Here is a 26,483-nt window from a genome sequence, read left to right on the forward strand (position 1 = left end):
GGGAATATATGTCAATATTGTTGTAAGAATTGATCAAGGTTTTTTAAAAGCTCATCTCGGTTTTCAATATAGGACATGTGGCCTCCATTAAGTGAAACCAAATCCGTTTTACATTGTTTTGATTCTTCGACATTTTGTTGGTACGATAGTACAGGGTCTTTTTGTCCTGCAAAAATTATCTTTGGCTTTTTAAATTTTAATAAGGTTGTGGTATGATCTTTTCTTATTTTCATGCCTTCTAATGCAGAAATGATTCCTTGTAAAGGTATTTTTGAAGCCTCATTTTTTATGAGTTCAATTTGATCTCTATGTTTGTCACGGTTTTTTTCAGCAAAAAGATTAGCAATCGCCATACTGGTATATGCATCAGGGTTTTTCTTCACAATATCAATTGCTCTACCTCTATTAATTTTTCTTTCTTCGCTATCAGGAAAAGAAGTTGAGTTAAGTAATACCAGTCCAGAAACTTGTTTAGGAAATAAATCTATGTAAGCCAATGAAACATACCCACCCATAGAATGACTTATGAATATAGGGTTATCAATTTTGATGCTATGCAAAACAGCTCTAACCGCTTCTGCCATGTCTTCCATCCTATGAATGTAACCTAAACAATCCGTTTTCCCATGGCCTAAAAGGTCTATAGAGATACAATTATGAGTATCAGAAAAATGAGGAATTATACCATTCCACATTGTCGAGTTTTCTAAAAAACCGTGTAAAAAAACTAATGGGGTACCTTTTCCGAAGATGTTGTAGTTAATTTCAATCCCTTTATATGCTAATGTCATTTTGAAATTTTATATTTCAACTTTTTTGTCAAATTATCAATATTTGTTTAAGCGATATAAACCTAACTAAATGCGATTTAATAAAGAAACTTTTATAACAGGATTTGCTTTGTTCTCTATGTTTTTTGGAGCAGGAAATTTAATTCTACCTCCTAATCTGGGTTTTAAAGCTGGTGATATGTGGTTTTTGGTTGTTATTGGCTTTGTTATTTCTGCAGTGGTACTTCCGTTACTTGGTATTTTTGCTCACGCTAGATTGCAAGGAACTATGTTAGACTTTGGAAAGAAAGTGTCCCCTACTTTTAGTCTTATTTATTGTTTTATCGTTTATGCGATTTCTATTGCATTACCATCTCCCAGAACCGCATCTGTGACTCACGAGATGGCTATACAACCTTTTTTTGGCACGAGTTCTTTATTAACGAGTAGTATATATTTTGGTTTCGTATTGTTTTTTGTACTGAACAGATCAAAAATTTTAAATATCCTAGGAAAATTCCTCACTCCTATAATTTTTATTGTTATTCTTAGTATCATTTTCATTGGAATTTTTTCTACACATCCTCCGATGAATAGTTCAATTTTTCCAACACCTGTGATAGATGGACTTCTAGAAGGATATCAAACATTTGATGCAATTGGAGCCGTTGTAGTGGGAGGAGTTATTATTATTTCACTTCGAATCAAAGGAAGAAAGAGTTTTCAAGAAAACAGAACGCTCATTCGTAATTCAGGAATCATTGCTGGTATTGGTCTCTTTATTGTATACGCCGGACTAATATATAATGGAGCTTTATTTAATGGAGCTTTCGAAAAAGAAATTAGTAGGACAGAATTATTATCTGGTTTAAGTTTAAAAACACTTGGAAACATTGGAAGCACTTTTTTAAGTGTTCTAGTGTCTCTTGCCTGCTTTACGACAGCAGTGGGAATAGTAACAGGAACTTCTGATTTTATTAAAGGAATATTTAGAGAATCTCAAAAAGCATATATTATAACAGCAATTATTGGCTGTATTCTTGGTGTGGTAATGGGACAATTAGATGTTCATGATATTATTGTAGTAGCTGTTCCCGCACTAATGTTTATTTATCCAATTACAATTGTATTAATATTATTAAATGTACTGCCAGATAAATTTACTTCATCAGTAGTATTCAGAGCTGTTGTTATTATTACCATTGTGTTTAGTTTACCAGATTTTTTAGCTTCTATAGGTTTTAAAAATCAGGTACAATCGATTTTAGAAATGATTCCGCTTGGAGAATACAGTTTAGCCTGGTTACTACCTGCTTTAGTTACTTTGGTAGTTATGAACCTAATAATAGGAAGTACAATTAGCAAAAAAGAAGTTTAATTTAACGTAGCAATCCACCAGGTGTTTCCATAAGGATCTTTAAAACCAGCTCCACGAGCTCCATAATCTTCTTCCATAGGTTGCATTAAGGATGTAGAGCCTGCATCTATAGCGTTATAGTAGGTTTGATCGGTATCTTTTACATAAACATACATCGATGTATGTTGAGCTGGATATGTTTTGGAAGCTTCAGTGATCATGATGGTAGTATCTCCGATCATTACTTCGGAATGTTCCACTTTATAAGCTGCATCTACTTTTCTAATCATTTCCTGAGCGTTGAATATTTTTCTTATAAAATCAATAAAATCATCTGCATTCTCGACTACCAAATAAGGCATTGCTTGTTGATGGCCTGCTGTAATTTTCATTCGTTGCATTGTTATTCTTTAACGTTTTGCTATGCAACGATAAAATGATTATAAATATTCTATAAAATGTTAGAAAATAGTATTAAAAAAATCCAAAGCTTAAAATTCTGAGAAATTATTTTTTCAATATTTCTACCCACCCTCGAATTTTTTTTGCAACAGGATCCGCTCCACGATCATAGTTAGACATTACGACCATTATGTATCCATTGTCCAAAAACATGGACATTTGTGAGTTAAGACCAGGAAAACCTCCTCCATGGCCCACAACTTTACCAGCTTTACTTTTATTGATAGTGAAACCATAACCGTATCCAGATTTTATATGATCAGTCCAAAGTAGTTCTGAGGATGATTTAGAAACTAATTCTCCATTACTCAATGCTAATGCAAAATTATGTAGGTCTTTAATCGTAGAAAAACCTCCTCCGGCAGGACCTCCTTTAATAACATGTTTAAAGATATTATTTTTCCAACCTGTCGAGTTATTGGCTGTAGGAATATATCCTATAGCTAGATTTTCTATAGGTTCATCCATCTCAAAGGAATCAGAACTAATCATTCCAGCAGGATGATAAATATGTTCTTTAATATATTCAAAATAGTCCTGTCCTGAAGATTTCTGGATAATCACTCCTAAGAGCAACATTCCTGTATTACTATATCTATATTTTTCTCCTGGAGTAAATGAAAGAGTACTTTCTTTTACTAAAGGTTTAAACTGATCTATATTTCGGTATAATTCTCTTGATGAAGTAAAAAAAGTTTTATTAAAATAACTTCCTAATCCACTAGTATGCGATAGTAAATGATGGATGGTTATTTGGTCTGTTATTTCTTTAGAAAGCCAACTCTCATCTACATATTTACTGATAGGATCCTGTAATGCTATCTTTTCTTTTTCTGCCAATTGCATTATAGCAATAGCTGTAAACATTTTGTTCATCGACCCTAGATTAAACTTAGTATTGATGGTATTAGCCACGTGAAACCTCTTAGAAGCTTCACCATAGGCTTTTTCAAATAAAATTTTATTCCCTTTTGCTATCAAAACTGCTCCTGAGAATATATCGTTTGTAGAAAGTTTATTAAGAAGTACTGTAGTCTTATTTATGAATTCGGTTTCTGATATATCTGATTCCATGACATTCAAAGGAACATCTGCAGACGAAAACCATAAACTATCAACTATGTAATCTGTTGTATTTGTAAAACTTAAAACAAATGAATAGAAGGCATCAAAATTATTGTCTTTTACGATGATTATTGTTTTGTCAGGATTGGGAGGCGTATATGTTCTTACGCTATAAAAGTTTACACCTCCTGTTTTTCTTGAGTTATCCAATAAATATTCTTGAATATCTCTTAAAGAGAATTTTTTCAGGATATCATCCTTACTGTGTTTTGTGATAAACTGAGTTATTTTTTCAGGATCATTTGCATTAAACATGTCTATAGTTTCCTGAACTATTTGCCCCATTTTTCCTTTAGGAAAATTAAGGTCATCCTTAAAACTTATTTTAGCTGTCTGCTGGGTATAACATAAAAACGGAAGCATTAATAAGATGAATAATGTCTTAAAGTTGTTGGTGTTTTTTAAAGTCATTATGATGGTTTTAAAGTTTAGTCCGCTACTATAGTTTTCGACAGAAATAAGACTTAGCGGATAGACAATTTATGCCATCAAATATTATTCCATTTGACAATAAAGGTCATTAAGAAATTTTTAACTTAAAAACCTCGAAGATTTTTTGGAATCCTCAAGGCTTTAAATATGTTTGACTATATAAAATATGTTACTAGTTCATTAGTTCTTCTATCTCTTCCGCTTCAATAGGAATATTTGCCATTAAATTAAAAGGATCTCCTTTTTCCTGTATCACAACATCATCTTCCAATCGTATTCCAAAACCTTCATCAGGGATATAGATACCAGGTTCTACAGTAAAGACCATATTAGCTTGCATTGGCTCTGTTAAGATTCCATAATCGTGTGTATCCAATCCAATATGATGAGAAGTACCGTGCATAAAATATTTTTTATAAGCCGGCCAGTCCGGATCTTCATTTTGCACATCAGATTTATCAATAAGTCCAAGTCCTAATAATTCTGAAGTCATAATTTTACCAACTTCTACATGGTAATCTGCCCAAATAGCACCAGGCACTAACATTTTTGTGGCTTCATTTTTTACTCGTAAAACTGCGTCATATACTGCTCTCTGGCGATCCGTAAACTTACCTGATACAGGAATTGTACGGCTTAGATCACTAGAGTAATTAGCATATTCTGCAGCAATGTCCATTAGGATTAACTCTCCTTCTTTGCACTGTTGGTTGTTTTCGATATAATGCAATACATTGGCGTTATTACCACTAGCGATAATAGGAGTATACGCAAAACCTTTAGATCGGTGATTTATAAATTCGTGTAATAATTCTGCTTCAAGATTATATTCCCACACTCCTGGTTTTACAAATCCCAATAATCTTCTGAATCCTTTTTCTGTGATATTACAAGCGGTTTGCATCAGATCAATTTCTATTGGATCTTTTACAGAACGCAGTCTTTGTAAAATAGGATTACTTTTTGCTACAGCATGAGCAGGATATTTAGCTTTCCACCATTTGGTAAAACGATCTTCTCTGGTTTCGGTTTCTACATTTGATCTATAATGTTCATTTGTATTTACATAAACGGTATCACATTGTGTCATGATCTCAAAGAATACTTTCTCCAGATCCTGTAACCAATACACGGTTTTTATTCCTGAAGTTTCAAAAGCCTTTTCTTTGGTTAATTTTTCACCTTCCCAGATAGCAATTAATTCACTGGTTTCTTTTAAGAATAAGATTTCACGGTGTTTTTCATTTGGCGCATCCGGAAAAAGTATTAATATACTTTCTTCTTGATCTACCCCACTTAGATAAAAAATATCTCTATGCTGCTCAAAAGGCATTGTACTATCAGCGCTAATAGGATAAATATCGTTACTATTAAAAACTGCAATACTATTAGGTTTCATCTTAGCTACAAAGTTCTTTCTGTTCTTTATAAAAAGATTTTTATCTATTAGGTGATATTTCATATGTTCAATGTATTAGATGTGTATTATGGAATTCCAAAAATACTAAAGCCAAGAGGATGTATTGTTAAACAATATCTAAAAATTTTGACACTATATTAGCATTCTATACTTTCAGCCAACTAAATTTCCATCGTAATGAAAACTTATAGCTTAACTTTTTTACTATTATTCGTTAGTATTTCCATTTTTTCTCAGCAACCTGCTACACAAGCTGAAGAGATTCAAAAAGGATTATTACAAAAACAACAACTAGAAAAATCATCTCTTGTTAAGAATGTTCCTTTTGAAAACATAGGTCCATCTGTTATGAGCGGTCGCGTAGTAGATGTAGATGTAAACCCGGGAAATACTTCAGAGTTTTATGTTGGTTATGCTTCTGGCGGGTTATGGTATACTATAAATAATGGAACGACTTTCGAACCTGTATTGGATAACGCAGAAACTATTAATGTAGGTGACATTGCGGTGGATTGGAAAAATGGAACTATCTGGGTTGGTACTGGAGAAAATAACTCATCCAGATCGTCATATGCAGGAATTGGAATTTTAAAATCTAATGATAAAGGAAAAACCTGGCAGAATGTTGGACTGATTGATTCTCATCATATCGGAAGAATTGTAATAAACCCTGTTAATTCTAATGAGGTAATCGTTGGAGTTACAGGACATTTGTATTCTAATAATGAAGAAAGAGGAATATATAAAACTACTGATGGAGGATCTACCTGGAAAAAAACATTGTTTATTAATAGTGAGACGGGAATTATTGATGTTGGATATGCTCCTGATAATTTCAATATTATGTATGCTGCAGCCTGGGACAAGGATCGTAAAGCTTGGAATTTTGAAGGAAATGGAGTGGGGTCAGGAATTTATAAAAGTACAGATGCAGGAAACACCTGGAGTAAAATTTCGATAGAAGGAAGTGGTTTCCCGACGGGGAATGGAGTAGGAAGAATTGGATTAGCTGTTTTTGATGAGAATACCTTGTATGCTGTTCACGATAGCCAATTTAGAAGAGATGATAGTAAAAAAACTGAAAAAAGTTCTGGACTCATTAAAGATGATTTTAAAACCATGTCTGTAGATGCTTTTTTAAATTTAGAAGACAAAAAACTGAATCGCTACTTAAAAACAAATGGATTTCAGGAAAAGTATCGTGCAGAAAATGTGAAACAAATGGTGAGAAGCGGTTCTGTAAAGCCAATTGATTTGGCAAAGTATTTAGAAAATGCGAATGCAGCTCTTTTTGATACTCCGGTAATTGGTGCTGAGGTGTACAGAAGTGATGATGGTGGTAAAAGTTGGAAAAAAACACATAAGGAGTATCTGGATGACATCTTCTATAGTTATGGATATTACTTTGCTCAAATACAAGTAAACCCTGTAAACAAAGATCATATTTATATTTCTGGAGTACCGATTCTAAAATCAAAAGATGGAGGAAAAACGTATAAAAGTATTAGTGCAGAAAATGTACATGCAGATCATCATTCGCTTTGGATAAACCCTAATAACCCAAGCCATCTTATTAATGGAAATGATGGTGGTGTCAATATTACCTATGATGATGGAGAGAATTGGATTAAGGCCAATCAACCTAGTGTTGGACAGTTTTATGCAATCAATATAGATCATGAGAAACCTTATAATGTATATGGAGGACTACAGGATAACGGTGTTTGGGTTGGTTCTGTAACTGCTCAAGAAGATGCTTCCTGGCATCAAAGTGGTCATTATCCTTGGAAAAGTATTATGGGAGGTGATGGTATGCAGGTACAGATTGATAATCGAGATAATAATATTGTGTATACTGGATTTCAGTTTGGAAATTACTTTAGATTAGATCGATCAACTGATGAACAAACTTATATCCAGCCAAAACATGAATTAGGAGAATCACCGTATCGATTTAATTGGCAGACACCTATTTTATTATCACCACACAATCAAGATATTTTGTATTTAGGCGGAAATAAATTGATGAGATCGATGAATCAAGGAGATGAGTGGACGGCAATTTCGAAGGATCTTACCAATGGAGGTAAAAAAGGAAATGTGGCATATGGCACGCTAACTTCAATTTCTGAATCTGTTTTTCAGTTTGGGTTGATATACACAGGTAGTGATGATGGTTTGGTTTATGTTACCAAAAATGCAGGAGGTAATTGGAATAAAATTTCTGATAGTTTTCCGAAAGATTTATGGGTGTCTAGGGTTGTTGCCTCTACTCATAAAAAAGAGCGAGTTTATGTGAGCTTAAATGGATATCGATGGGATGACTTTATTGCATATGTATATATGAGTGATGATTATGGTCAAACCTGGAAAAACATAGCAAAAGAATTGCCAATATCAGCGGTTAACGTAATACAAGAAGATCCTAAAAATGAAAATGTGTTGTATGTTGGATCGGATAATGGTGCCTATGTTTCTTTGGATAAAGGAAACACTTGGCAGGTATTTTCTAATGGAGTGCCAAACGTAGCAGTGCACGATATTGTGATACAACCCGAAGCCAACGATTTGTTGTTAGGAACTCATGGTAGAAGCATTTATAAAACAAATATTGAACCGTTACAAAATTTAAACACAGAAGTACTTGATTCTGAATTGTATTTGTATCCAATGAATGAAGTAAAAGCTTCACCTCGTTGGGGAAGCTCCTGGAGTAAGTGGTTAGATGCCTATGAGCCTTCTAAGACTATTAAATATTATGCAAATAACGTGGGAACCGTTACCGTTAAGATTGCTTCAGAAAGTGGAAAAACGCTTCAGGAGTTTTCTTCGGACTCAGATAAAGGATTGAATTATACGGAGTATGACCTTACAATTTCTGATAAAGGAAGAAAAGCATTGTTAAAAGAGTTTCCGGATGAAGACATTTCAGAAAGAAAAAACGGTAAGTACTATCTTCCTGTCGGAAAATATGAAGTGATTATTTCTAATGGTAAACAAACAGAAAAAGTTCCTTTTGAGGTAAAATAAAACATAAACTTAGATTTATTACGTTTAGGATTTATTAGACAATTATATAAAGACAATCAATCTTTTTGCGTTACTTTATAGTAAAGTTTATTAACCAACGTAATGAAAGTAAATCCCTACAATACGGTCATCTTATTAGGATGCCTGACACTTGTTGTTATGGCATTGTGGAAGCTGCTTGTTTACTGGAAAAAGGGCAAAACCTATCGGTTTTTTTACGGAATCTTAATTACCGCTAATCTTGTAATAATACAAGTACTACTAATGGATTTTGGAGTCCACAAGGAACATGCTTGGATACTAGCTTTTTTTATTCCCTTTCAATATCTGTCACCAGTATATTTTACGGCATTTATCTGTTACTATCTAAAAAAAGAAGAAATATACAAAAGGAATCGAAATTATTTGTTCCTTCCGTTTATTGGTTTTTTTGTATTGTACACGATACTTAAGGTAAATGTTTTCTTGGATTACGCGTGGATTTCGAAAGAAGTTTTTACCATTATTCATACCGAAATTGATGAAAACTCAACATTGACATTTAGTATTATTCTTAGTATTTGGAATCTTTTGATTATTAGTGAGTATGAAAAAACTATTGGTAAACTATCTTTTGATCAGGTAAGGAAAAAAACACAATGGATTAAAACCATTGTTACCGTATTTATTACGTTCAATGTGATTTGGTTATTAACGATTGTTCTGTTTTTTATAAGAGAAGATATAAGCGGTCATTTTCCATACTATCCATTTTGGATCCTATATCTACTGTTTTTTTACACGTTTTTATATTTAGGATCAACGCATCTTAATGAAGTATCTAAAAGAAAACAATCTGATGAAGAAGCAGTGCAAAAAGCAATTCAGAATTTTAGAATGTCAGGACTGAATCATATGTTTTCAGAAGAAGAACTAGAATTGATCCATTATGACAAGCCATCTCAGATTACAGGGATATTAAGCTATTTTTCTACATCGTTGTTTGATAAAAATAAGCTGGAAGATGTATTGTGGGATATTGTAGAAAATTGTATAGCATATCTCCAATTAGAAGACTGTATCATATATATATTAGATGCATCAAAAAAGGCACTTATTCAGAAAGCTGCATTTGGAAACAAAAACCAAGGAGAGCGCAAAATATTGAGTCCAATAGAAATTTCTATAGGAGAAGGAATCGTAGGGCAAGTTGCTGAATCAGGAGAATATGAATGCGTGTACAATGTAGCCTATGATGATCGATACGTTGTGGATGATATAAGTAGGAGGTCTGAATTAGCAGTTCCGATTATGATTGAAGATAAAGTTATAGGAGTTTTAGATTCTGAACATTCTGAAGAAGGGTTTTTTAATGAACATCATATTCTTTTATTTCAACTTATTGCTAAACTTACAGCAAAGAAGCTTGCGCAGCTTAATATTAAGAATACAACTAACATAACCAATGATAATTTGTATTTTAAAGAGCTTCATTTTTTGATGAAAGAGGCTAAAATTTATAGAGATTCGAATTTAGGTCTGGACAGCATTTCTAAAATGTTGAAAATAAGCAGCAATTATTTATCCCAAATGGTCAACAAATTAAGTGGATCTAATTTTTCGGATTATGTAAATAGTTTTCGTATAGAAGATGCTAAGTCAAAGCTTAAAAACCCGAAATTTATAAACTATACCATACTAGATATAGCATTAGAAGCAGGCTTTAATTCTAAATCTACTTTTTATAGCGCTTTTAAAAAACACACAGGCATTTCGCCCAAAGAGTACAGAGAAGCTTCATTAGAGATGAAATAACCCATAACAATTCATTGATTTAAAACTTTTTATAGCATGAGCTTAAAGCTGGATATTGTAAAAAAAGTTGTTCTTTTACAATAAGATATACCATGGTACAATACCTGTTAAGTTTCATGAGATTTATAAGAGCCCATGAAGTACATTCATAAATTAATGGCATTTAGTATATGCTTTCTACTGTCTTCTTTTAATGTTTCTGGACAAGTAGGAGTTACCTATGATGTCAAATCATATAATGTTTTTAATGGGTTGTCGAACAATTGGGTTTCTGATATCTTTCAGGACGAAGATGGTTTTATGTGGTTTGGTACACAATATGGGTTAAATCGTTTTGATGGTCAGAAATTTAAGATTTTCACATATGTTCCAGGGGATACCAGAGCGCTTAGAGCCAATTGGATACGATGTATAACACAAATTGATGATGATCACCGGATATATTTAGGAACACTAGGAGGAGGAGTAAATGTTTTGGATCCATATCAAGAAAGTTTTTCAAAACTTTTTATCAAATCAGACACGACAAATTATAATATGTCCCTTATTAACAATCTGGAAAGTGATCATAAAGGAAATATTTGGATTTCTTCTACTATTGGAGCATTTCGATACCATCCACGAGATAGCACAATCAGAAGATTTTATGATAAGCCATCATCTAATATTAGTATTTCAGAAAAAGGATCAAACCGTATTTTAGGAAGAAAATCCCAAGAAATACATGATGTTAGAGATGATACCATTCACAAAATGGATCTTTTTGAGGGGAAATCATTCTACAATATTTTTACGATTTCTAAAGATAGTACGCTGGTATATACAACCGAGGAACTATTGTTGGTTTATCAATCTGATGATATTTGGCATCAGAAAAAACTGGATTTTGAAACTAAATACAGGACAAGTGTACGAGAACTCCCATTTATTTTTAAAGATAAGAACGCATACATCTGGGTAAATGCCGGAGATGTAATCTATAAATTCTCACCTGATCTCAGTAAACAGGTTGAAATACAGCTAAAGGACTTATTAAACTTTAAATCATCAAAAAGAATTAAGGCCAATTGTATGTTTCAGGATAAAGAAGATAACTATTGGATTGGAACTAATTTAGGTGTATTTCAACTGATACCTCACAAGCCGCTTAGACATCCCTTTTTAGGCCATTTAGGTAAAGTTAGAGAAATTGTGGGATGTGGTAATAAGATATGGTTTGCACTTCCTGATGGTATTTATTCCTGGGATAAAAATCCTAAGAATCCTCCTAAAAAAGTCAGAAAAAGTGTAGTTACATCTATGGTATGTGCCAGCGATAAATTTTTGTACATCATAGGTAGTGATGACGAAAATCAACAGGCATTATTAAAAGTAAACCCCGATACAGAAATGACTGAGTCGATCTATTTTTCTGATGTAGAATTTCCTATAGGGGTAAGTTGGAAAGTTATAGAGGATTCTAATGAACGTTTATGGATTGCGCAATGGGATAATATTATTGTTTATAACCTAAAGAGTCAGCATTATTTTAATATTCCTGTTTTTAAAGAAAACACAGGTATTATAGAGTTGTATGCAGACAATCAAGACAATGTATGGTTAGGAAGTATTGGAAAAGGGTTGCTTAAGTTTTCAAACGCTGGTACAATCACCGAAGATAGTTCTCATAGTTACAAAACATATCTTCATGATATCAATAACCCTCAAAGTATTAGTTCTAACCTGATTCAATCTATACATCAAGACAATAAAGGTTTGCTATGGATAGGTACCGATGGAGGGCTTAATAATCTTGATATCAATACAGGAAAATTTAAAAGATTTCTTAGAAATGATCAAATGCCAAATGATAAGATATTAAATATTACTAGTGATACGTATGGTGTTTTATGGTTGAGTACGGTAAGTCATGGAATTATATCGTATAACCCAAGTACTGAAAAATTCAGTAATTATAATGTAAAGGATGGCTTATATGATAATTCTATGGTACTTAGTTCTATATATCAAGATAAAGAAGGATATATATGGACTGGGAGCGAAGTAGGAGTTCAATACTTTCATCCGGATCAGTTGACTTCAACAATAGATAACACCCCTAATTTAGCTTGGTTATCATTTACAAAATATAAGGCTGACACAACGTTGATAGAAAAATTTCCTGCTAAAAGGAAAATAGAACAAGATCCTATTAAAGTATATCCAGAAGATCAAAGTATCAGTTTTTATTTCCAGACATTAACCTATGAAAGGCCTGAAAATGTTGGATATCAGTTTTGGTTACAGGGGTTTCATAACGATTGGTTACCAATACAGGAAAACGGATTAATTACATTATCATATTTACCTAAAGGGAAATACAAATTACACGTCAGAGCATCTAGTTCAGAAAATGAATGGGAAGTAATGCACAATCCCATATCAGTGATTGTATTACCTCCTTGGTATAAGACTAATGTCGCATATGTAATGTATGGGTTATTCTTATTGCTGTTAATGTATGCCTTTTATAAAATCCAATTAAGAAGAAAAATAGCCGAAACAGAGAAAGAACATGTTTCTGGTTTAGCAGAGGTTAAAACACGATGGTTTAATCAGATTGCTCATGAATTTAGAACTCCTCTAACTGTTATTTTGGGTGCTGTAGATCAGATAAGAAATAAGAACAATAAAGGGATTTTAAATAAAGAAGATAAGCATTTACATCAGATCGAAAATCAAGCAAATCATTTATCCAATCAGGTACATCAAATTTTGGAAATTGCACAGATGCAAGAAGATCAATTAGAGATGAACGAACAGATGGGTGATTTTGTTTCTTTTCAGCGGTATTTGTTGTATTCATTTAAATCCCTTGCTGAAGAAAAAGAAATTTCGCTTACATTTTCTAGTGACCAAGAAGAATTACACATCTATTATGATGAAGACAAATGGAGAAAAATTACTACGAACTTAGTTTCTAATGCGATTAAATATAATGTAACTGGAGGAAAAGTGTCTTTACACATAAATTATTTAGAAGATGAAGACAACAATGCTATGATCCATGTTATTGTGAAGGATTCGGGTATTGGAATTTCTTCTGATTTCATGGAGATTCTATATGACCCTTTTACAAGATCACAAACCAAAAATGAAAAAGGTGTAGGACTAGGGTTAACATTGACTAAAGAACTTGTAGAACTAATGAAGGGGAATATTAGAGTAGAAAGCAAAGAAGAATCAGGAACTACATTTACAATAAGTGCACCCGTGATTGTATCTTCAGAGGTTCAAAACTCTGAAGAAAATTTGATCATGCAGGATGCATCTTTACCAATAGTTTTAGTAGCAGAAGATCATAAAGAAGTACAAGAATATATTCAATTTTGTCTGGAACCAACGTATACAGTATTATTAGCCAATAATGGTCAGGAAGCTTGGGAATTATGTCAGGAACATCTTCCGGATCTGGTGGTTTCTGATATTATGATGCCTAAATGGGATGGTATTAAGTTGGGGACAATGATTAGAAGCCATATCGCTACAGACCACATCCCACTTATTTTCTTAACCGCTAAAGCGAATCAGCAAAGTCAGATCGAAGGCCTAAAAATTGGAGCAGATGCTTATTTAGCAAAACCCTTTGATAGAGAAGAACTGTTGATTCGGGTAAATCATTTAATACATACCAGAACAAAACTTCGAGAAAAGTATGATCAGGAGGAGGTAGGTAAGGTTTCAGAAAACAAAATTATAGACAGCTTTATGCAGTCTGTGATCGATATTGTAAAAGACCATATGGACAATGATGAGTTTAGTATACCGGTATTAGCTGAGCAATTACATATGAGTAGAGTCCATTTGTTCAGAAAGATTAAAAACCTAACAGGCATGTCTCCAACAAAATTTATTCGTAAAATTAGATTGCAGCATGCACGCGATTTATTGAATAATAAAGAATATTCTATAGCAGAAATTGCATATCAAACAGGGTTTAAAGACCCGGCATATTTCTCTCGAGTATATGTAGAAGAATTCGGGAAACCACCATCCGAATCTAGAAAATAATGGATAGAATCCCTTTATTTATGCCAGATAACCCATTCATGTAACTGTAGTACAAGTAATGGTAACCATAGTGCAATACAGCATTTGATTCTTGTTTTACCTTGCTTTTGTAATTGAAAGCAATCAAGAACTATTTTGAATTATATAGTGTCTCTTTTGAGGTGTAGTTCAAGTAGTTTTTGGTAAGGACAAAAAAATCAAAATGGACATTCAGAAAAAATCAGGCAATAAAAACGCCTCAGAAACAACTCGTAAACTTTTTAAACCATGTATAGTATTTGTAATCATTACAAGTATACTTTATACATTAAAAAACTATGTACCTTTATTACATAGTGATGTACGTATAGGAATAAACTTTTGGGTTATTCTAGCGACCTTATCTATTTTCTTTTTTTATGTATTCTCAGAAAAATCAAACTTGTTGTTACTAAGTAATTCTTTTTATATTTCGTTTGATCAGAATAGTATTCAGAAAAAAAAATCTTTAAACCTAAAACAGGATAAAAGAGAAACAAATACTAAAGAAGAAAAACCATCTAGACATAAAAAAACTGCCTTACCCATACCCTATCTTGATGAGGTTTTTCAGGAATTTGACAAGGATTATATACACAATGCTCCTATTGAGACGATCTCTATACTTAGTTACTTTGCAACTTCACTTTTTGAAAAGAATAATGTAAACGATGTACTCTGGGATATTGTAGAAAATTGTATTTCGCATCTTCATTTAGAAGATTGTGTTATCTATATGTTTGATAAAGAAAGACAATATTTGGTCCAAAAAGCAGCTTTCGGGAATAAAAATAATGGAGAGAAAAAAATTGTAAGCCCAATAAAAATAGAAATGGGTAAAGGGATTGTTGGGAATGTTGCGAAATCACGAAGATATCAACGTGTCAATGATGTAAGTAAAAGCACAGCATATATTATTGATGATGCTTCTAGAATGTCAGAACTATCTGTACCCATATGTATTGAAGGTGTTATTATAGGGGTGTTAGATTCTGAACATTCAGAAAAGAATTTTTTTACCAATGATCATGTATTCTTGTTTCATTTAATAGCAAAACTTACAGAAAAAAAACTAAAACAGATATGTGGTAATAACACTACCTGTAATATCACTAATGATAACACATACTATAAAGAATTAGAGTTTTTGATGAAAGAAGCCAAAATATACAGAGATCCTAATTTAGGGTTGGATAGTGTGGCAAAAAGACTTAAAATTAGTAGTAACTATTTATCACAATTAGTCAATAAATTAACAGGTAAAAACTTCGCAGACTATATAAACACATTTAGAGTAGAAGATGCGAAGTTAAAATTAAGGAATATCAATTTTGTAAATTACACTATTGTTGGTATTGCCTTAGAATCAGGGTTTAATTCTAAATCCACATTTTATAGCTCCTTTAAAAAAATGACCGGAATCTCTCCAAGTATTTATAGAAAAAAGTAAAGGTGTCCTGATTCTTTGAATTTCAACCTTTCGGGACATCAATTATTCTTAGAGGCGGTATATTTTCCAAAAATTCAACCAATGGAAACTTTATGACCGATGACAAGAGGAATATTAATATTACAAAGAATCGAAAAGGAACCAGAAGAAATTTTGAGTATTAAATTAGAATAGAGGTAAGAACATGTAATGATTAGGTTTTTGTCCAACTGCTTTTCATTACTAGTGGGTCCTCATTATCTAACCTGATCAACAGTGATGAGGATCCTTTTTTTTAAATTTATATACAAAATAAACTGATGAAACGACTTACACTATTTTTAGTATGCACCTTCTCTACTTGTTTTTTTGGGTATTCTTGTTTTTGGGATTATGACACTATAGAGATGGAAAGAATACAATTTCCGGATGTAATCGAATTAATATCAGGAAAGTTCTTAAGACACTCACCAGAGTTCTATCAATGGAGAATTAAGGATAGAACCTTAAAACTTCGAAAATCTCCTGATAGTATAGCCCTATACGATGATCTTGCGGTTGCATATTCAAAAATCGGCAATGACTCAAAGGCGATTCAGATTATTCTAAAAAAAGACAGTATCGTTCCAAAAAACTATAAAACATATGCCAATTTAGGAACTTTCTATATCCATGATGGTCAATTTTCTAAAGGCTTGACTTATATAGATAAAGCAATTGCGATCAATCCAGATGCTCATTTCGGAAGAGAGATATATCAGCGATACCTGGTAGAATATGTATTAAGTAAGATGAAGAATGGAAAAGTAGTGTTGCCATTATCTATTGATTTCAGTCCTAGTTATGAGCGTTTTCCTCGATATAAATCGGATAATTTTTATACTTTTTTAGCAAATAAATATAGTAGCAAAACAGGAACTCTTTTAAAAAACAACACCTTACCTAAAGAAGAGCTTGATAAGGCCATTAAAGGTATTATGGGCATGATGAAATTCGGGAATTATGATTCACCGATTTTATTAGAAGCATTAGGAGATTTATTGATGGCTAACGGTTGGAAAAATGGAGCAAGGCAATTGGCATCAAGGGCTTATTTTAAGGCTTCTTATCATAGTAAAGAACCAGAAACAAAAAGTTTATATAAACAGAAAGTAGCATTTGCGATATATCATCAATACACAAAAAAAGGAGGAAAAAGGTTTACTGCACAAGAGTTAGAAGAACTTTTGAAACAAGAAATAGTAGAAGGAAACAATTATTACCAAAGAATTCGAAACGATGAAATACAGTGGATACAACTTGGTAAAAACCCAGAAGAGGAGTTCTCTAAAAAGTATTATCAAGAACCCTCACTTGGAGCACGAATTCAAAGAACAAATACTTCGGTTGGGATCGTTGAAAGCAAGTATCGAGAAAATGAACCAGATGATACTATTACCCTAAAACTTTTACCCAAAGACACTATTTTTTTGAAGGATAACCTGGCTAACGAAACGGAAAAAACACTCGTAAAAAAACAAGAGACAACAGATAAAAATCAAACCAATATACCTACTGAAATTTTCTTTATAATCCCTGTTATTATTATCATTCTGGTGTATGTCATTAAAGTTCGCAGAACAAAACTGTGATACTATTAAACCCTAAAAACAATTACTTCTCTGTCCATAATCATATCAACACTTAATTTATTATAGTATCCTAATTCTTTGAAATTCAAACTTCTCGGACATTTAACTTAATGACTCCATTTATTTTTGATCATAATATTAAAAATGATTAACATGAAAAATAGATGTAGCATACAATACATTTTTAGTCTTTTGGTAACCACACTGTTAGTATGTAGTTGTGAATTAAATGATAACTATACTAGCGAAGAAATCCCTAAGGCTTCATCAGAAAAAATGTTGCCAATCGACGGAATTAATCTTCCAAGTACTGTGGTAAATAAAGAAACGCCTTATGGAAGAAGAGCTGCTCATACCTCTACTGTATTTGAAAATAAAATGTGGATGATCGCGGGCATACAAAATCAATTTACATTTAACGATGTTTGGTGTAGTAAAGATGGTAAAAACTGGGAAGAGATAAATTCTAAAGCAGCATTTGAAGCAAGATATGGCCACGCTATGACAGTTGCTGATAATACCATGTGGATTACCGGAGGTACGCAAGGAAACCAGTTCTTTAATGATGTTTGGCGAAGTAAAGATGGAAAAGAATGGGTGCAGACTATAGAAAATGCTCCTTTTTCTGCTCGTAGATGGCATACACTGGCAAGTATTAAAAACAGAATGTTTCTTATTGGCGGGTTAAGTCCTAATTTCGATGTAAGAGGAGATGTATGGACAAGTAGTGATGGTAAACAATGGAATTTGGTGACTAATCTAGCTCCATTTGGCAGACGCTATGGACATGCAACAGTAGTATATGATGATAAAATATGGGTTATAGGAGGATACGATAATAATGGAAACTACCTTAATGATGTTTGGTATTCTAACAATGGGTTTCAATGGAACTTAGCAATACCAAGTGCTCAGTTTTCTCCAAGAAGAAATCATGCAGTTACAGTTAATGAAAAAGGAATGTGGCTAACAGCTGGTATAGGACCTAAACATGACTATCATAATGATATCTGGTTTAGTCAAGATGGAACTGCCTGGGAACACGTGAGTGTAAAGAAAAAATATCCAGAAAGAGGATATCACACCTCTTTACATTTTGAGGATAGACTTTGGGTTATCAATGGTTTTAGTCTTGAGAACACAGCAGTTTATTTTCAGGATATATGGGGATATCAATAGTACTGTGGCATTCTGAAATCTTAAAAAACTGGATATGAAATTAATTAAGGTTTTGATGATTTGTCTATTAGTTGCGAGTTGTAGTGATGATGATCTTTTTATGGATCAAACACCGCCCTCTTTTACTATTACACCAATAGCAATTGATCAGGTAAGTTCATTTATAGCATTTGGGGAGTCACTAACACCTGCGCAGCAAAACCCGGCAATCGAATATTTTACCAGCCAATCCAATATACAGCTGCTATCTGTTTCAGATGGTATAGTAGAAGATATCAGAATGAACGCTAATATTGAAGATTTCGAAATATGGATAAAACCAAATGATAAATCTTCTTGGCTTATTATCTATGACCACGTATTAGACCTTAATATTTCGTTAGGTGACCAAGTGAGTGCTGGTCAAGTAATAGGAAACATAGGTATAGGAAACAGAACAGAACTTCAGGTTAACAGAATTAATGATAGCAATGATGTAGCTTATTGCCCACTAAATTTTGGAACAGAGAACTTTGTTGAACAACACACTGATTTTTTTGAAAATTGGTGTGTTGCCGAAACCGTAATTCCTTAGAGAAATACGATTGTCTAAACAGCTAAAAAACATTTTAAATTATTGAATTTTAAACATTAATAAAAAAATCATGAAGTATATACAAAATTTATGCATCCTATTCGTTTTTTGTTACAGTAGTGTAAATGCACAACAACAAAATTCTATCACCGTATTTGGTGAAACAATAAAAATTATTGAAATCGAAAAGTACCTTATCACTGTTGAATTCAGAGAAGTTGTAGGGGATAATTACACCAATGTTTCTGCTAAAAGTATCGCAGAACTAAAAAAAGAGTATGCCTCCATGTTAAGTAAGGTTAATATTAACTTTGATCAATTTAAAGAAGATGTATATTATAATATTACTTCTACCTTGTATAATTATTCTTCGCAATACTATTACGAGACGAGTTCTTTAGAAGAAGTAAAAAGAATAATAAGTCAAAAAATGAAAGGAATTGGAAGCGCTAGGGTTGATATTATTTCAAAAGAAATATCGAATGAACAAATTGCAGCATTGAATAAAAAAGCTATAGATGATGCTAGAGCAAGAGCGGAACAAATAGCATCAAAAGTGGGCAAAAAAGCTAAAGAAGTAATAAGGGTTGAAGACCTAAATTATAAATACGATTATTTTAATAGTGTAGGGATCAAAAAGCCTTCCAAATATTATGTAAAAGTTACATTTTCATTAGAATAGCCATATATGTACTTTGTATAAAGTATCTTTATTTAAGATGATGATCAAATGGATTTAATTAAGACATATATTCTCAGTTTTGTTATTGTAATTACTAGTTGTTCAGATAAAAATAAGAACCAGGAAAAAGAACAACCGTTAATAAATCAGATTGAAAAAGAATCTACAGATACATTTGTTAAATCAGATACATTAGAGGTTGGTTATACCTACTGGTGGCCTGAAAACGGTCCTTTTATAGGCAACTGTGGTGAACAATATAGTTTGGTTTTTCTGGGAACTATTCATGAAGTTTACAAAAAAACAGAACAGCAACAGTATGCATCCCAGATGGGGGTTATAAAAGTGGATAAAGTACTTATTGCGGCAGCACTTAAAAACAAAACCTACCAAGACGAACAGTATGTTACCTCGGATTGTTTTGCACAGGTTGACGCTAAGAAAGGAGATAAAGTCCTGGTATTCTGTTACGAGTATGAAGGTAGTATCAGTATTCCTGGAGGAAAATCAATACTAAAAATTAATGATAGTAGTGATCCAATTGTAGCGTCAATAAAACGATATATTGGATCCAATCAAAACCCTCTATCCATTGAAGATGATCTTCATATTTGGGAGGAAATAGAACTTGGATCGGAACTTTCACAAATTATTTCTTGTAAAAAAACATTATCTAAAAATAAATTTTAATCAGAGAGGATTTTTCTCGATATGAAAAAATAACAAATGGGAGCAACGTTCGAAGATTCAAAAAAATATAACTTAAGCAAGCCTGAATTAATTCAAAACGCTAAAGAGGCAATTGAAATATCTAAGTTTGAGACAGAACAGATTGATGAAGAAAATGGGATTATTTATGCCAAATCAAAATTAAATATTTGGTCTTGGTCAGAAAAAATAGTTATAAGAATTGAAAAAGATGGAAATGTAACGATAAAGAGTGAATGCTATCTTTCTACTCAAATATTTGATTGGGGCAAAAATAAAAGAAATGTGAAAACACTTTTCGAACACATGGAATGATAATTAAAATTAACCAAACTGTTTTAATTTGGCATAAACCTATTTAAAATGTCCGAATTCATTGAAATTCAATCTTTTCGGATAATTAGAAAACACTCCCTATTTAAGTTTGCTTCATTAACATAAAAAACTTTTATAAAATGAAAGCAATGAAAAATTTATTCGGATGTATAGCGGTAGTATTAATGTCGATATGTGTTATTTCATGTGAAGGAGAAGATGGTGCTGTAGGTCCACAAGGAGAACAAGGGATCCCGGGTGACCAAGGTCCTCAAGGTGATCCGGGTGATCAGGGAGATCAAGGGGATCCGGGAACAGCAAATGTGATGTATTCTGATTGGATAGTTAGAGACTATGAAAACAGTGGTGGATTAGCACAAGAGACCAATGAACAATTGCTAGCTACATTAGGTCTTGGCGATTTTGACCTTACTCAAGATATATTATTGGTGTATGGTAGACGAGTGGTTAATTCTATAGTTACTGAGATAAACCAACTTCCGTATATACAGGTTTCGGATAATGATTTTTATGGTTTTGAGGTTGCCAGTTTTAATGGGGGTTTTACCTTAAGGATACAGGTCGCAACATTGGATGGTGCTACTAGTGCATTTGCATTCTTCGAGGATTTTAGATATGTAATAATCCCCGGAGGAGTCGCAGCAGGAAAATCAGCTAATGATTATAAAAATATGTCTTACCAGGAAATAGCAACCCTTTTTAACATCCAATAATTATTTGAAATAGTAATCTAAAAGTCCCTGGGATCTGGTCTCGGGGATTTTAAAAAATAAGGCTAATATTACCTTTTAAAAAGATATTATTAGTGTCGTTTTGTGTAAACCACTAAAATAAAAAGAGTATGATACTTTATGGAAGTAAAGCAGTTCATATAAAATCTGAACAATCTAAAACATCTACTTGTCCGAGTTGCGAAACTCAAGGTTCTCTAATTTTAAGTGTATTCAGAAGACATGTTCATGTTTTCTGGATTCCGTTATTTCCAATTGGTAAAAAAGGAATGTCTCAGTGTCAGCATTGTAAAAATGTTCTTAAAACTAGAGAGATGCCAGCACCAATAAGAAAGGAGTACGAAATCTTAAAAAACTCTGCTAAAGGTCCTGCATGGCAATTTGTAGGTTTAGGGATGCTTATAGTTTTGATTATTTGGGGTAGTTATGCTGATAGCCAGAATAAAAAATTAGCACTTGAGTACATAGCATCTCCGATGGATGGGGATATCTATGAATACAAAATTGAAACAGGAAATTATTCTACTTTAAAAGTAACCGCTGTTTCAAAGGATAGCGTATTTGTGGCTCCAAATGAATATGAAATAAGTAAAAAGAGTAGAATATATAAAATCAATAAACCTCAAAATTATTCCAAATTGTCCTACGGAATCTCAAAAAACAGATTAAAAGAAATGTATAGCTCCGGAGAAATTTTGGATATAAATAGATAAAATTTTAGAAATGAAAACAATTAAATATATAGGAGCCTTATGGGTATGTATAATCATACAGGCTTGTAATAACGATGATGATACTAATGGTTTAAGAATCGTGTATGAAGAAAATTATATAGAAACCTTATTTTTAGAAGCAGGAGAAACCATACCTCCAGTAGTAAATTGGTCAGGAGAAACAGGAACATTCTCTGCTACTACATTACCCTCTACCGCACCAGATGATTTATTTAGGAGAAATTTATCTATTGACGAAGAAACAGGGGTGCTTTCTTGGGATAGATCGATCCCTTTGGGTGAAATAGAAATTATTATAACAGCATCCAGTTCATCAGAAACGGCAAGCACAACCATAACAATTAAGAACACTTTTGTTGGGGGTTTGTTTTATGGAGGATTTAATAGTGACATATCTGATAATCCAGATATATCTATGATTGATTCTAGTAATTCTATAAACTTTACTAAAGAAGGTATCGTTGGATTATTAGGAACTAGTGATGGAGATATAATTTCTATGTCAGGAACCTGGACTATTGATGAATCATTTATAACGGTTAATTTCGACACTAATAACAGAGTAATGATAGGTGATATGAATGCTAGAAATGGTTCACCAGCGGCTACATTTATTGGGCAATGGGGAGAAGGATTGGATCAAAACAATACTATTGAAAATTTGATGGGAGCATTCATATTTGAAAACGATTAAAATTGTTTTTGATTTTTTGATGAAACTAAATCCACTAACTCAAATGTGACGAATGATTTGAGCAAACTACAAAATCTGTAGAATATGAATGTGTCTATAAGATAGTTTAACAGCAAAGAAACGCACTCAGATTACTATTAAACCCTGGGGCATTTCACCCCGAAAATACAGGGGAACCCCCTAAATAATGTCCATATTCTTTGAATTTCAAATTTTTCGGACACATTGATTTTAGCCCATTACTAGGTTTGTTGTATTAATTTTTAAATCGTAAAAAAATGAAAGCAATGACAAATTTAGGGAGGCTTATTACTGTAGTAATTTTATCAGTATTTATTTTTTCCTGTGAGGGAGAAGATGGAGCCGTTGGTCCGCAAGGAGAACAAGGACCTCAAGGAGAACAGGGTCCGCAAGGTGAACAAGGAGAACCAGGAACAGCAAACGTGATGTATTCTGATTGGATTGATTCTGGGTTTGAGAATGATATTACGGATGGTTTTGATGCATTCAATATCGATGCTCCAGAAATTACACAAGAGATTTTGGATACGGGTACGATTTTGGTATATGCAAGAAGTACAACCAATACCATTTATAAGGTTCCGGTTACCTTTTATGGTTCTTTAAACGAGAGTTATTTTTTTAGGGTAATAAATGCCGGAACACTTAACATTGGTGTAGAAGGAATCGGTATTAATGAGATAGGAGAATCGTTTCTTAATGATGTTTTTAGATATATAATTATTCCTGGTGGAGTGTCTATAAACGGTTCAAGATCTGCAGAAGATCTTAATCACATGAAGTATGAAGAAATAAGCGAAATGTTTAATATACCAAAATAACCCTTAGATACTAATATTTATTATTTAGGATTTGTAGCGGTGAGCAGGATATTCTTGTTCACCGCTTCGTTTTCTATTATCTTATGATGATTTATGAAGTAAAAGTAAGTGAAGTATAAGTTTTGAAGTAAATTAGTGTCTATAAAAAAGTTTTCTATGACACTTACCATGAGCATTCCAGCATTACTTTTTCCAGCAATATCTTTAACGATGCTTGCCTATAATGCCAGATACCTTGCCATTGCAGGTCTAATACGTCAGTTACATAAAGAGTATTTAACCTCTCCATCAAAGAATACAGGATTACAAATAAAGAACCTCAGAAAGCGATTATGGTTGATAAGGAACATGCAAGCAATTGCCATTGTCAGTTTTCTTACCAGTGTAATTACTATGTTTTTACTATACGTAGAAGAAAATAGCCTGGCTAATCTACTATTTGGGATCAGTTTGTTTGCCCTAATGATTTCACTTTTTTTATCATTTATTGAGGTTCAGATTTCTACTAAAGCATTGTCTATAAGGTTAGACAGAATTGAAGAAAACAACTAGAAATTCTTATATTGTTAGGATCATTATTTTTTTAACCGACTTTAAATGCTCCAAAATGAACTTTTTAATAATGTAATGCAAGATTTCAATACGGGTTATTGGGAGCTACATCGCGATCCGTATAGAGAAAATTGGTCAGCGAGGTTCTATGAAATCCTTGGATACTCTATAAATGATATAGAGTCTAACTTCGATTATTTTTTAGAGAACCTTATTCATAAAGAAGATGTTGATGTCTTTAGAGACAATTTTTTAAATTATCGAATAAATTCTGTAAACTTCAAACAACATATTAAGATACTAAATAAAAAAGGGGAGTATCAGTTGTTTCGATGTGTTACTAATGATGCGTTACCAGTAAATATTAAAGCTGAAACCAGTTTTGTTTTTTTCTTTGAAATAAAACTGGAACCCGAAAATACAATTAAAAAAGACAACTTCTATTATAAAGAAACCGCCCAGATGACGGCTACCGGAAGCTGGTATGTAGATTTTCATAAAAAAGGAAGTTATTGGGATTTTGAGACGTATAGAATACTAGAGTATCCAGAAGATTATAGGCCTTCTCTAAAAGATTCCGCTAATTATTATACAGAAGATTGTAGGCAATTGGCTGCGGATTGTTTCTTTAATTGTGCCATGATGGGGACACCGTTTAATACCGAAATAAAAATGGTTACCGCTAATAAAAGAGAATTTTGGGCAAGAGCAATAGGAAAACCTGTTTACAATGAAAACAAAGAAATTATTGGTATTCGGGGTGTTTTTCAGGACATTGATGATATAAAAAGTAAAGAAATTAGACTACAGAAATCTGTGGATATTATAGCCGCGCAGAATTCTAGGCTATTTAATTTTGCACATATTGTTTCTCATAACCTTAGATCACATACTAGTAACTTATCCCTACTAGTTCAACTTATAGAAGATATTGATGATCCTAAAGAAAAAGAAGAATTAATTAAAGAGGTAAAAACCATTTCTTCTAACCTAAATACCACGATAGAACACCTTAATGAAGTTGTTACAGTACAAACCAATAACAAACAAGAAAGAGTACCCGTAAAGTTTAAAGATGCTTTAAAATTGGTGATCAATGGAATCAGTCATGTGATTAGCAATAGCAATTGTCAAATACGGTCTGATTTTAGTGAAGTCGAAGAAATCGATTATATACCGGCTTATCTAGAGAGTATTTTACTCAATTTAATTACGAATGCAATTAAATATAAACATCTGGATAGAGACCCTATCATTATGATAAAAACATATATTGATGAAGGAAATAAATATCTAAAAGTTTCGGATAATGGAATGGGGATTGATATGACACTTTTTAAAGACAAAGTGTTTGGAATGTATAAAACCTTTCATTACAACAAAGATGCTGTAGGTATTGGGTTGTTCCTAACCAAAAATCAAGTAGAATCAATGGATGGTACTATAAGTATAGAAAGTGAGGTTGATATAGGGACAACTTTTACTATTGAATTTTAAACACAAACAATTCTTATATAATGGGCGATAAAATAGGAGTAGCATGCATTATCGATGACGATAGCGTATATGTAAATCTAGTGAAACGAATAATTGAAGCAAAACAACTTTGCCAGAACTTATTAGTTTTTGAAAATGGAAAGGAAGCTTTAGGATATTTTGAAGCAATTTTAAGCAACTTGAATGAGGAAAGCATTCCCGAAATTATTTTTTTAGATCTTAATATGCCGGTAATGGATGGATGGGAGTTTTTAGAAAAATTTATTACGATTAAGAATAAATTCGGAAAAGTAATTACGCTTTATATTGTAAGTTCTTCTATTAATCCACTGGATATCAATAAAGCAAAAAGCATAAAGAGTGTCAAGGACTATTTAATTAAACCAATTACGATTGAAGAGTTAGAGTCTATTTTTAGTGTAGCTTAAAACAATTG

22 protein-coding genes are annotated in these 26,483 nt (G+C 32.6%); 18 read left to right on the top strand and 4 right to left on the bottom strand.

Annotated elements, in window-relative coordinates:
- Window positions 1–11: 11 nt before the first annotated feature.
- The gene (locus tag Q0829_RS21955) at window positions 12–791 is read right to left on the bottom strand and encodes an alpha/beta hydrolase (protein WP_298546994.1); all 780 of its coding nucleotides are present in this window, start codon (window positions 789–791) and stop codon (window positions 12–14) included.
- A gap of 70 nt (window positions 792–861) precedes the next feature.
- Here Q0829_RS21955 and brnQ point away from each other — a divergent pair, with 70 nt between their 5' ends.
- Window positions 862–2,148, top strand: coding sequence for a branched-chain amino acid transport system II carrier protein (gene brnQ / locus Q0829_RS21960; RefSeq protein WP_298546996.1), 1,287 nt, complete (start codon window positions 862–864; stop codon window positions 2,146–2,148).
- Here the strand turns inward: brnQ and Q0829_RS21965 are convergent.
- From Q0829_RS21965 to Q0829_RS21975, 3 genes are all read right to left on the bottom strand, one after another.
- Window positions 2,145–2,519: a VOC family protein gene (locus Q0829_RS21965; protein ID WP_298546997.1), complete on the bottom strand. Its 375-nt coding sequence runs from the start codon at window positions 2,517–2,519 to the stop codon at window positions 2,145–2,147. The genes brnQ and Q0829_RS21965 overlap by 4 nt on opposite strands.
- Before the next feature lie 115 nt (window positions 2,520–2,634).
- On the bottom strand, window positions 2,635–4,125 hold the full coding sequence (locus tag Q0829_RS21970) for a serine hydrolase domain-containing protein (protein ID WP_298546999.1): 1,491 nt from the start codon (window positions 4,123–4,125) through the stop codon (window positions 2,635–2,637).
- Between the two features lie 193 nt (window positions 4,126–4,318).
- Window positions 4,319–5,608, bottom strand: a complete 1,290-nt coding sequence (locus Q0829_RS21975; RefSeq protein ID WP_298547001.1) for an aminopeptidase P family protein — start codon at window positions 5,606–5,608, stop codon at window positions 4,319–4,321.
- Window positions 5,609–5,743: 135 nt separating this feature from the next.
- On the opposite strand from Q0829_RS21975, the gene Q0829_RS21980 reads away from it, so the two are divergent.
- From Q0829_RS21980 to Q0829_RS22060, 17 genes are all read left to right on the top strand, one after another.
- Window positions 5,744–8,596: an exo-alpha-sialidase gene (locus Q0829_RS21980; RefSeq protein ID WP_298547003.1), complete on the top strand. Its 2,853-nt coding sequence runs from the start codon at window positions 5,744–5,746 to the stop codon at window positions 8,594–8,596.
- 102 nt (window positions 8,597–8,698) lie between these two features.
- Window positions 8,699–10,390, top strand: a complete 1,692-nt coding sequence (locus Q0829_RS21985; protein WP_298547005.1) for a helix-turn-helix domain-containing protein — start codon at window positions 8,699–8,701, stop codon at window positions 10,388–10,390.
- A gap of 156 nt (window positions 10,391–10,546) precedes the next feature.
- Window positions 10,547–14,440, top strand: coding sequence for a hybrid sensor histidine kinase/response regulator transcription factor (locus Q0829_RS21990; protein ID WP_298547008.1), 3,894 nt, complete (start codon window positions 10,547–10,549; stop codon window positions 14,438–14,440).
- 202 nt (window positions 14,441–14,642) lie between these two features.
- Complete coding sequence (locus tag Q0829_RS21995) at window positions 14,643–15,908, top strand: helix-turn-helix domain-containing protein (protein ID WP_298547010.1); 1,266 nt, start codon at window positions 14,643–14,645, stop codon at window positions 15,906–15,908.
- Window positions 15,909–16,207: 299 nt separating this feature from the next.
- Complete coding sequence (locus Q0829_RS22000) at window positions 16,208–17,518, top strand: hypothetical protein (RefSeq protein ID WP_298547012.1); 1,311 nt, start codon at window positions 16,208–16,210, stop codon at window positions 17,516–17,518.
- Window positions 17,519–17,671: 153 nt separating this feature from the next.
- Window positions 17,672–18,697 (top strand): kelch repeat-containing protein, encoded by a 1,026-nt coding sequence (locus Q0829_RS22005; RefSeq protein ID WP_298547014.1) that lies wholly within the window; start codon window positions 17,672–17,674, stop codon window positions 18,695–18,697.
- A gap of 34 nt (window positions 18,698–18,731) precedes the next feature.
- Window positions 18,732–19,271, top strand: coding sequence for a peptidoglycan DD-metalloendopeptidase family protein (locus Q0829_RS22010; RefSeq protein WP_298547016.1), 540 nt, complete (start codon window positions 18,732–18,734; stop codon window positions 19,269–19,271).
- A 70-nt stretch (window positions 19,272–19,341) separates the two neighbouring features.
- Window positions 19,342–19,953, top strand: coding sequence for an SIMPL domain-containing protein (locus Q0829_RS22015; protein ID WP_298547019.1), 612 nt, complete (start codon window positions 19,342–19,344; stop codon window positions 19,951–19,953).
- Window positions 19,954–20,001: 48 nt separating this feature from the next.
- The gene (locus tag Q0829_RS22020) at window positions 20,002–20,643 is read left to right on the top strand and encodes a hypothetical protein (RefSeq protein WP_298547021.1); all 642 of its coding nucleotides are present in this window, start codon (window positions 20,002–20,004) and stop codon (window positions 20,641–20,643) included.
- A 36-nt stretch (window positions 20,644–20,679) separates the two neighbouring features.
- Window positions 20,680–20,976, top strand: coding sequence for a hypothetical protein (locus tag Q0829_RS22025; RefSeq protein ID WP_298547023.1), 297 nt, complete (start codon window positions 20,680–20,682; stop codon window positions 20,974–20,976).
- A gap of 149 nt (window positions 20,977–21,125) precedes the next feature.
- Window positions 21,126–21,710: a collagen-like protein gene (locus tag Q0829_RS22030; RefSeq protein ID WP_298547025.1), complete on the top strand. Its 585-nt coding sequence runs from the start codon at window positions 21,126–21,128 to the stop codon at window positions 21,708–21,710.
- 128 nt (window positions 21,711–21,838) lie between these two features.
- Window positions 21,839–22,441 carry a hypothetical protein gene (locus Q0829_RS22035; protein WP_298547027.1) on the top strand — a complete coding sequence of 201 codons (603 nt, stop codon included), beginning with the start codon at window positions 21,839–21,841 and terminating at the stop codon, window positions 22,439–22,441.
- Between the two features lie 10 nt (window positions 22,442–22,451).
- The gene (locus Q0829_RS22040; protein WP_298547029.1) at window positions 22,452–23,156 is read left to right on the top strand and encodes a hypothetical protein; all 705 of its coding nucleotides are present in this window, start codon (window positions 22,452–22,454) and stop codon (window positions 23,154–23,156) included.
- 278 nt (window positions 23,157–23,434) lie between these two features.
- Window positions 23,435–23,998 carry a hypothetical protein gene (locus Q0829_RS22045; protein WP_298547031.1) on the top strand — a complete coding sequence of 188 codons (564 nt, stop codon included), beginning with the start codon at window positions 23,435–23,437 and terminating at the stop codon, window positions 23,996–23,998.
- 156 nt (window positions 23,999–24,154) lie between these two features.
- A complete protein-coding gene (locus Q0829_RS22050) occupies window positions 24,155–24,550 on the top strand; it encodes a DUF2721 domain-containing protein (protein ID WP_298547033.1) in 396 nt (131 codons plus the stop codon).
- Between the two features lie 45 nt (window positions 24,551–24,595).
- Window positions 24,596–26,047, top strand: coding sequence for a PAS domain-containing sensor histidine kinase (locus tag Q0829_RS22055; RefSeq protein WP_298547035.1), 1,452 nt, complete (start codon window positions 24,596–24,598; stop codon window positions 26,045–26,047).
- 20 nt (window positions 26,048–26,067) lie between these two features.
- On the top strand, window positions 26,068–26,475 hold the full coding sequence (locus tag Q0829_RS22060) for a response regulator (protein WP_298547037.1): 408 nt from the start codon (window positions 26,068–26,070) through the stop codon (window positions 26,473–26,475).
- Window positions 26,476–26,483: the final 8 nt, after the last annotated feature.

It is taken from the genome of uncultured Aquimarina sp., assembly GCF_947492405.1.
Lineage (GTDB): Bacteria > Bacteroidota > Bacteroidia > Flavobacteriales > Flavobacteriaceae > Aquimarina.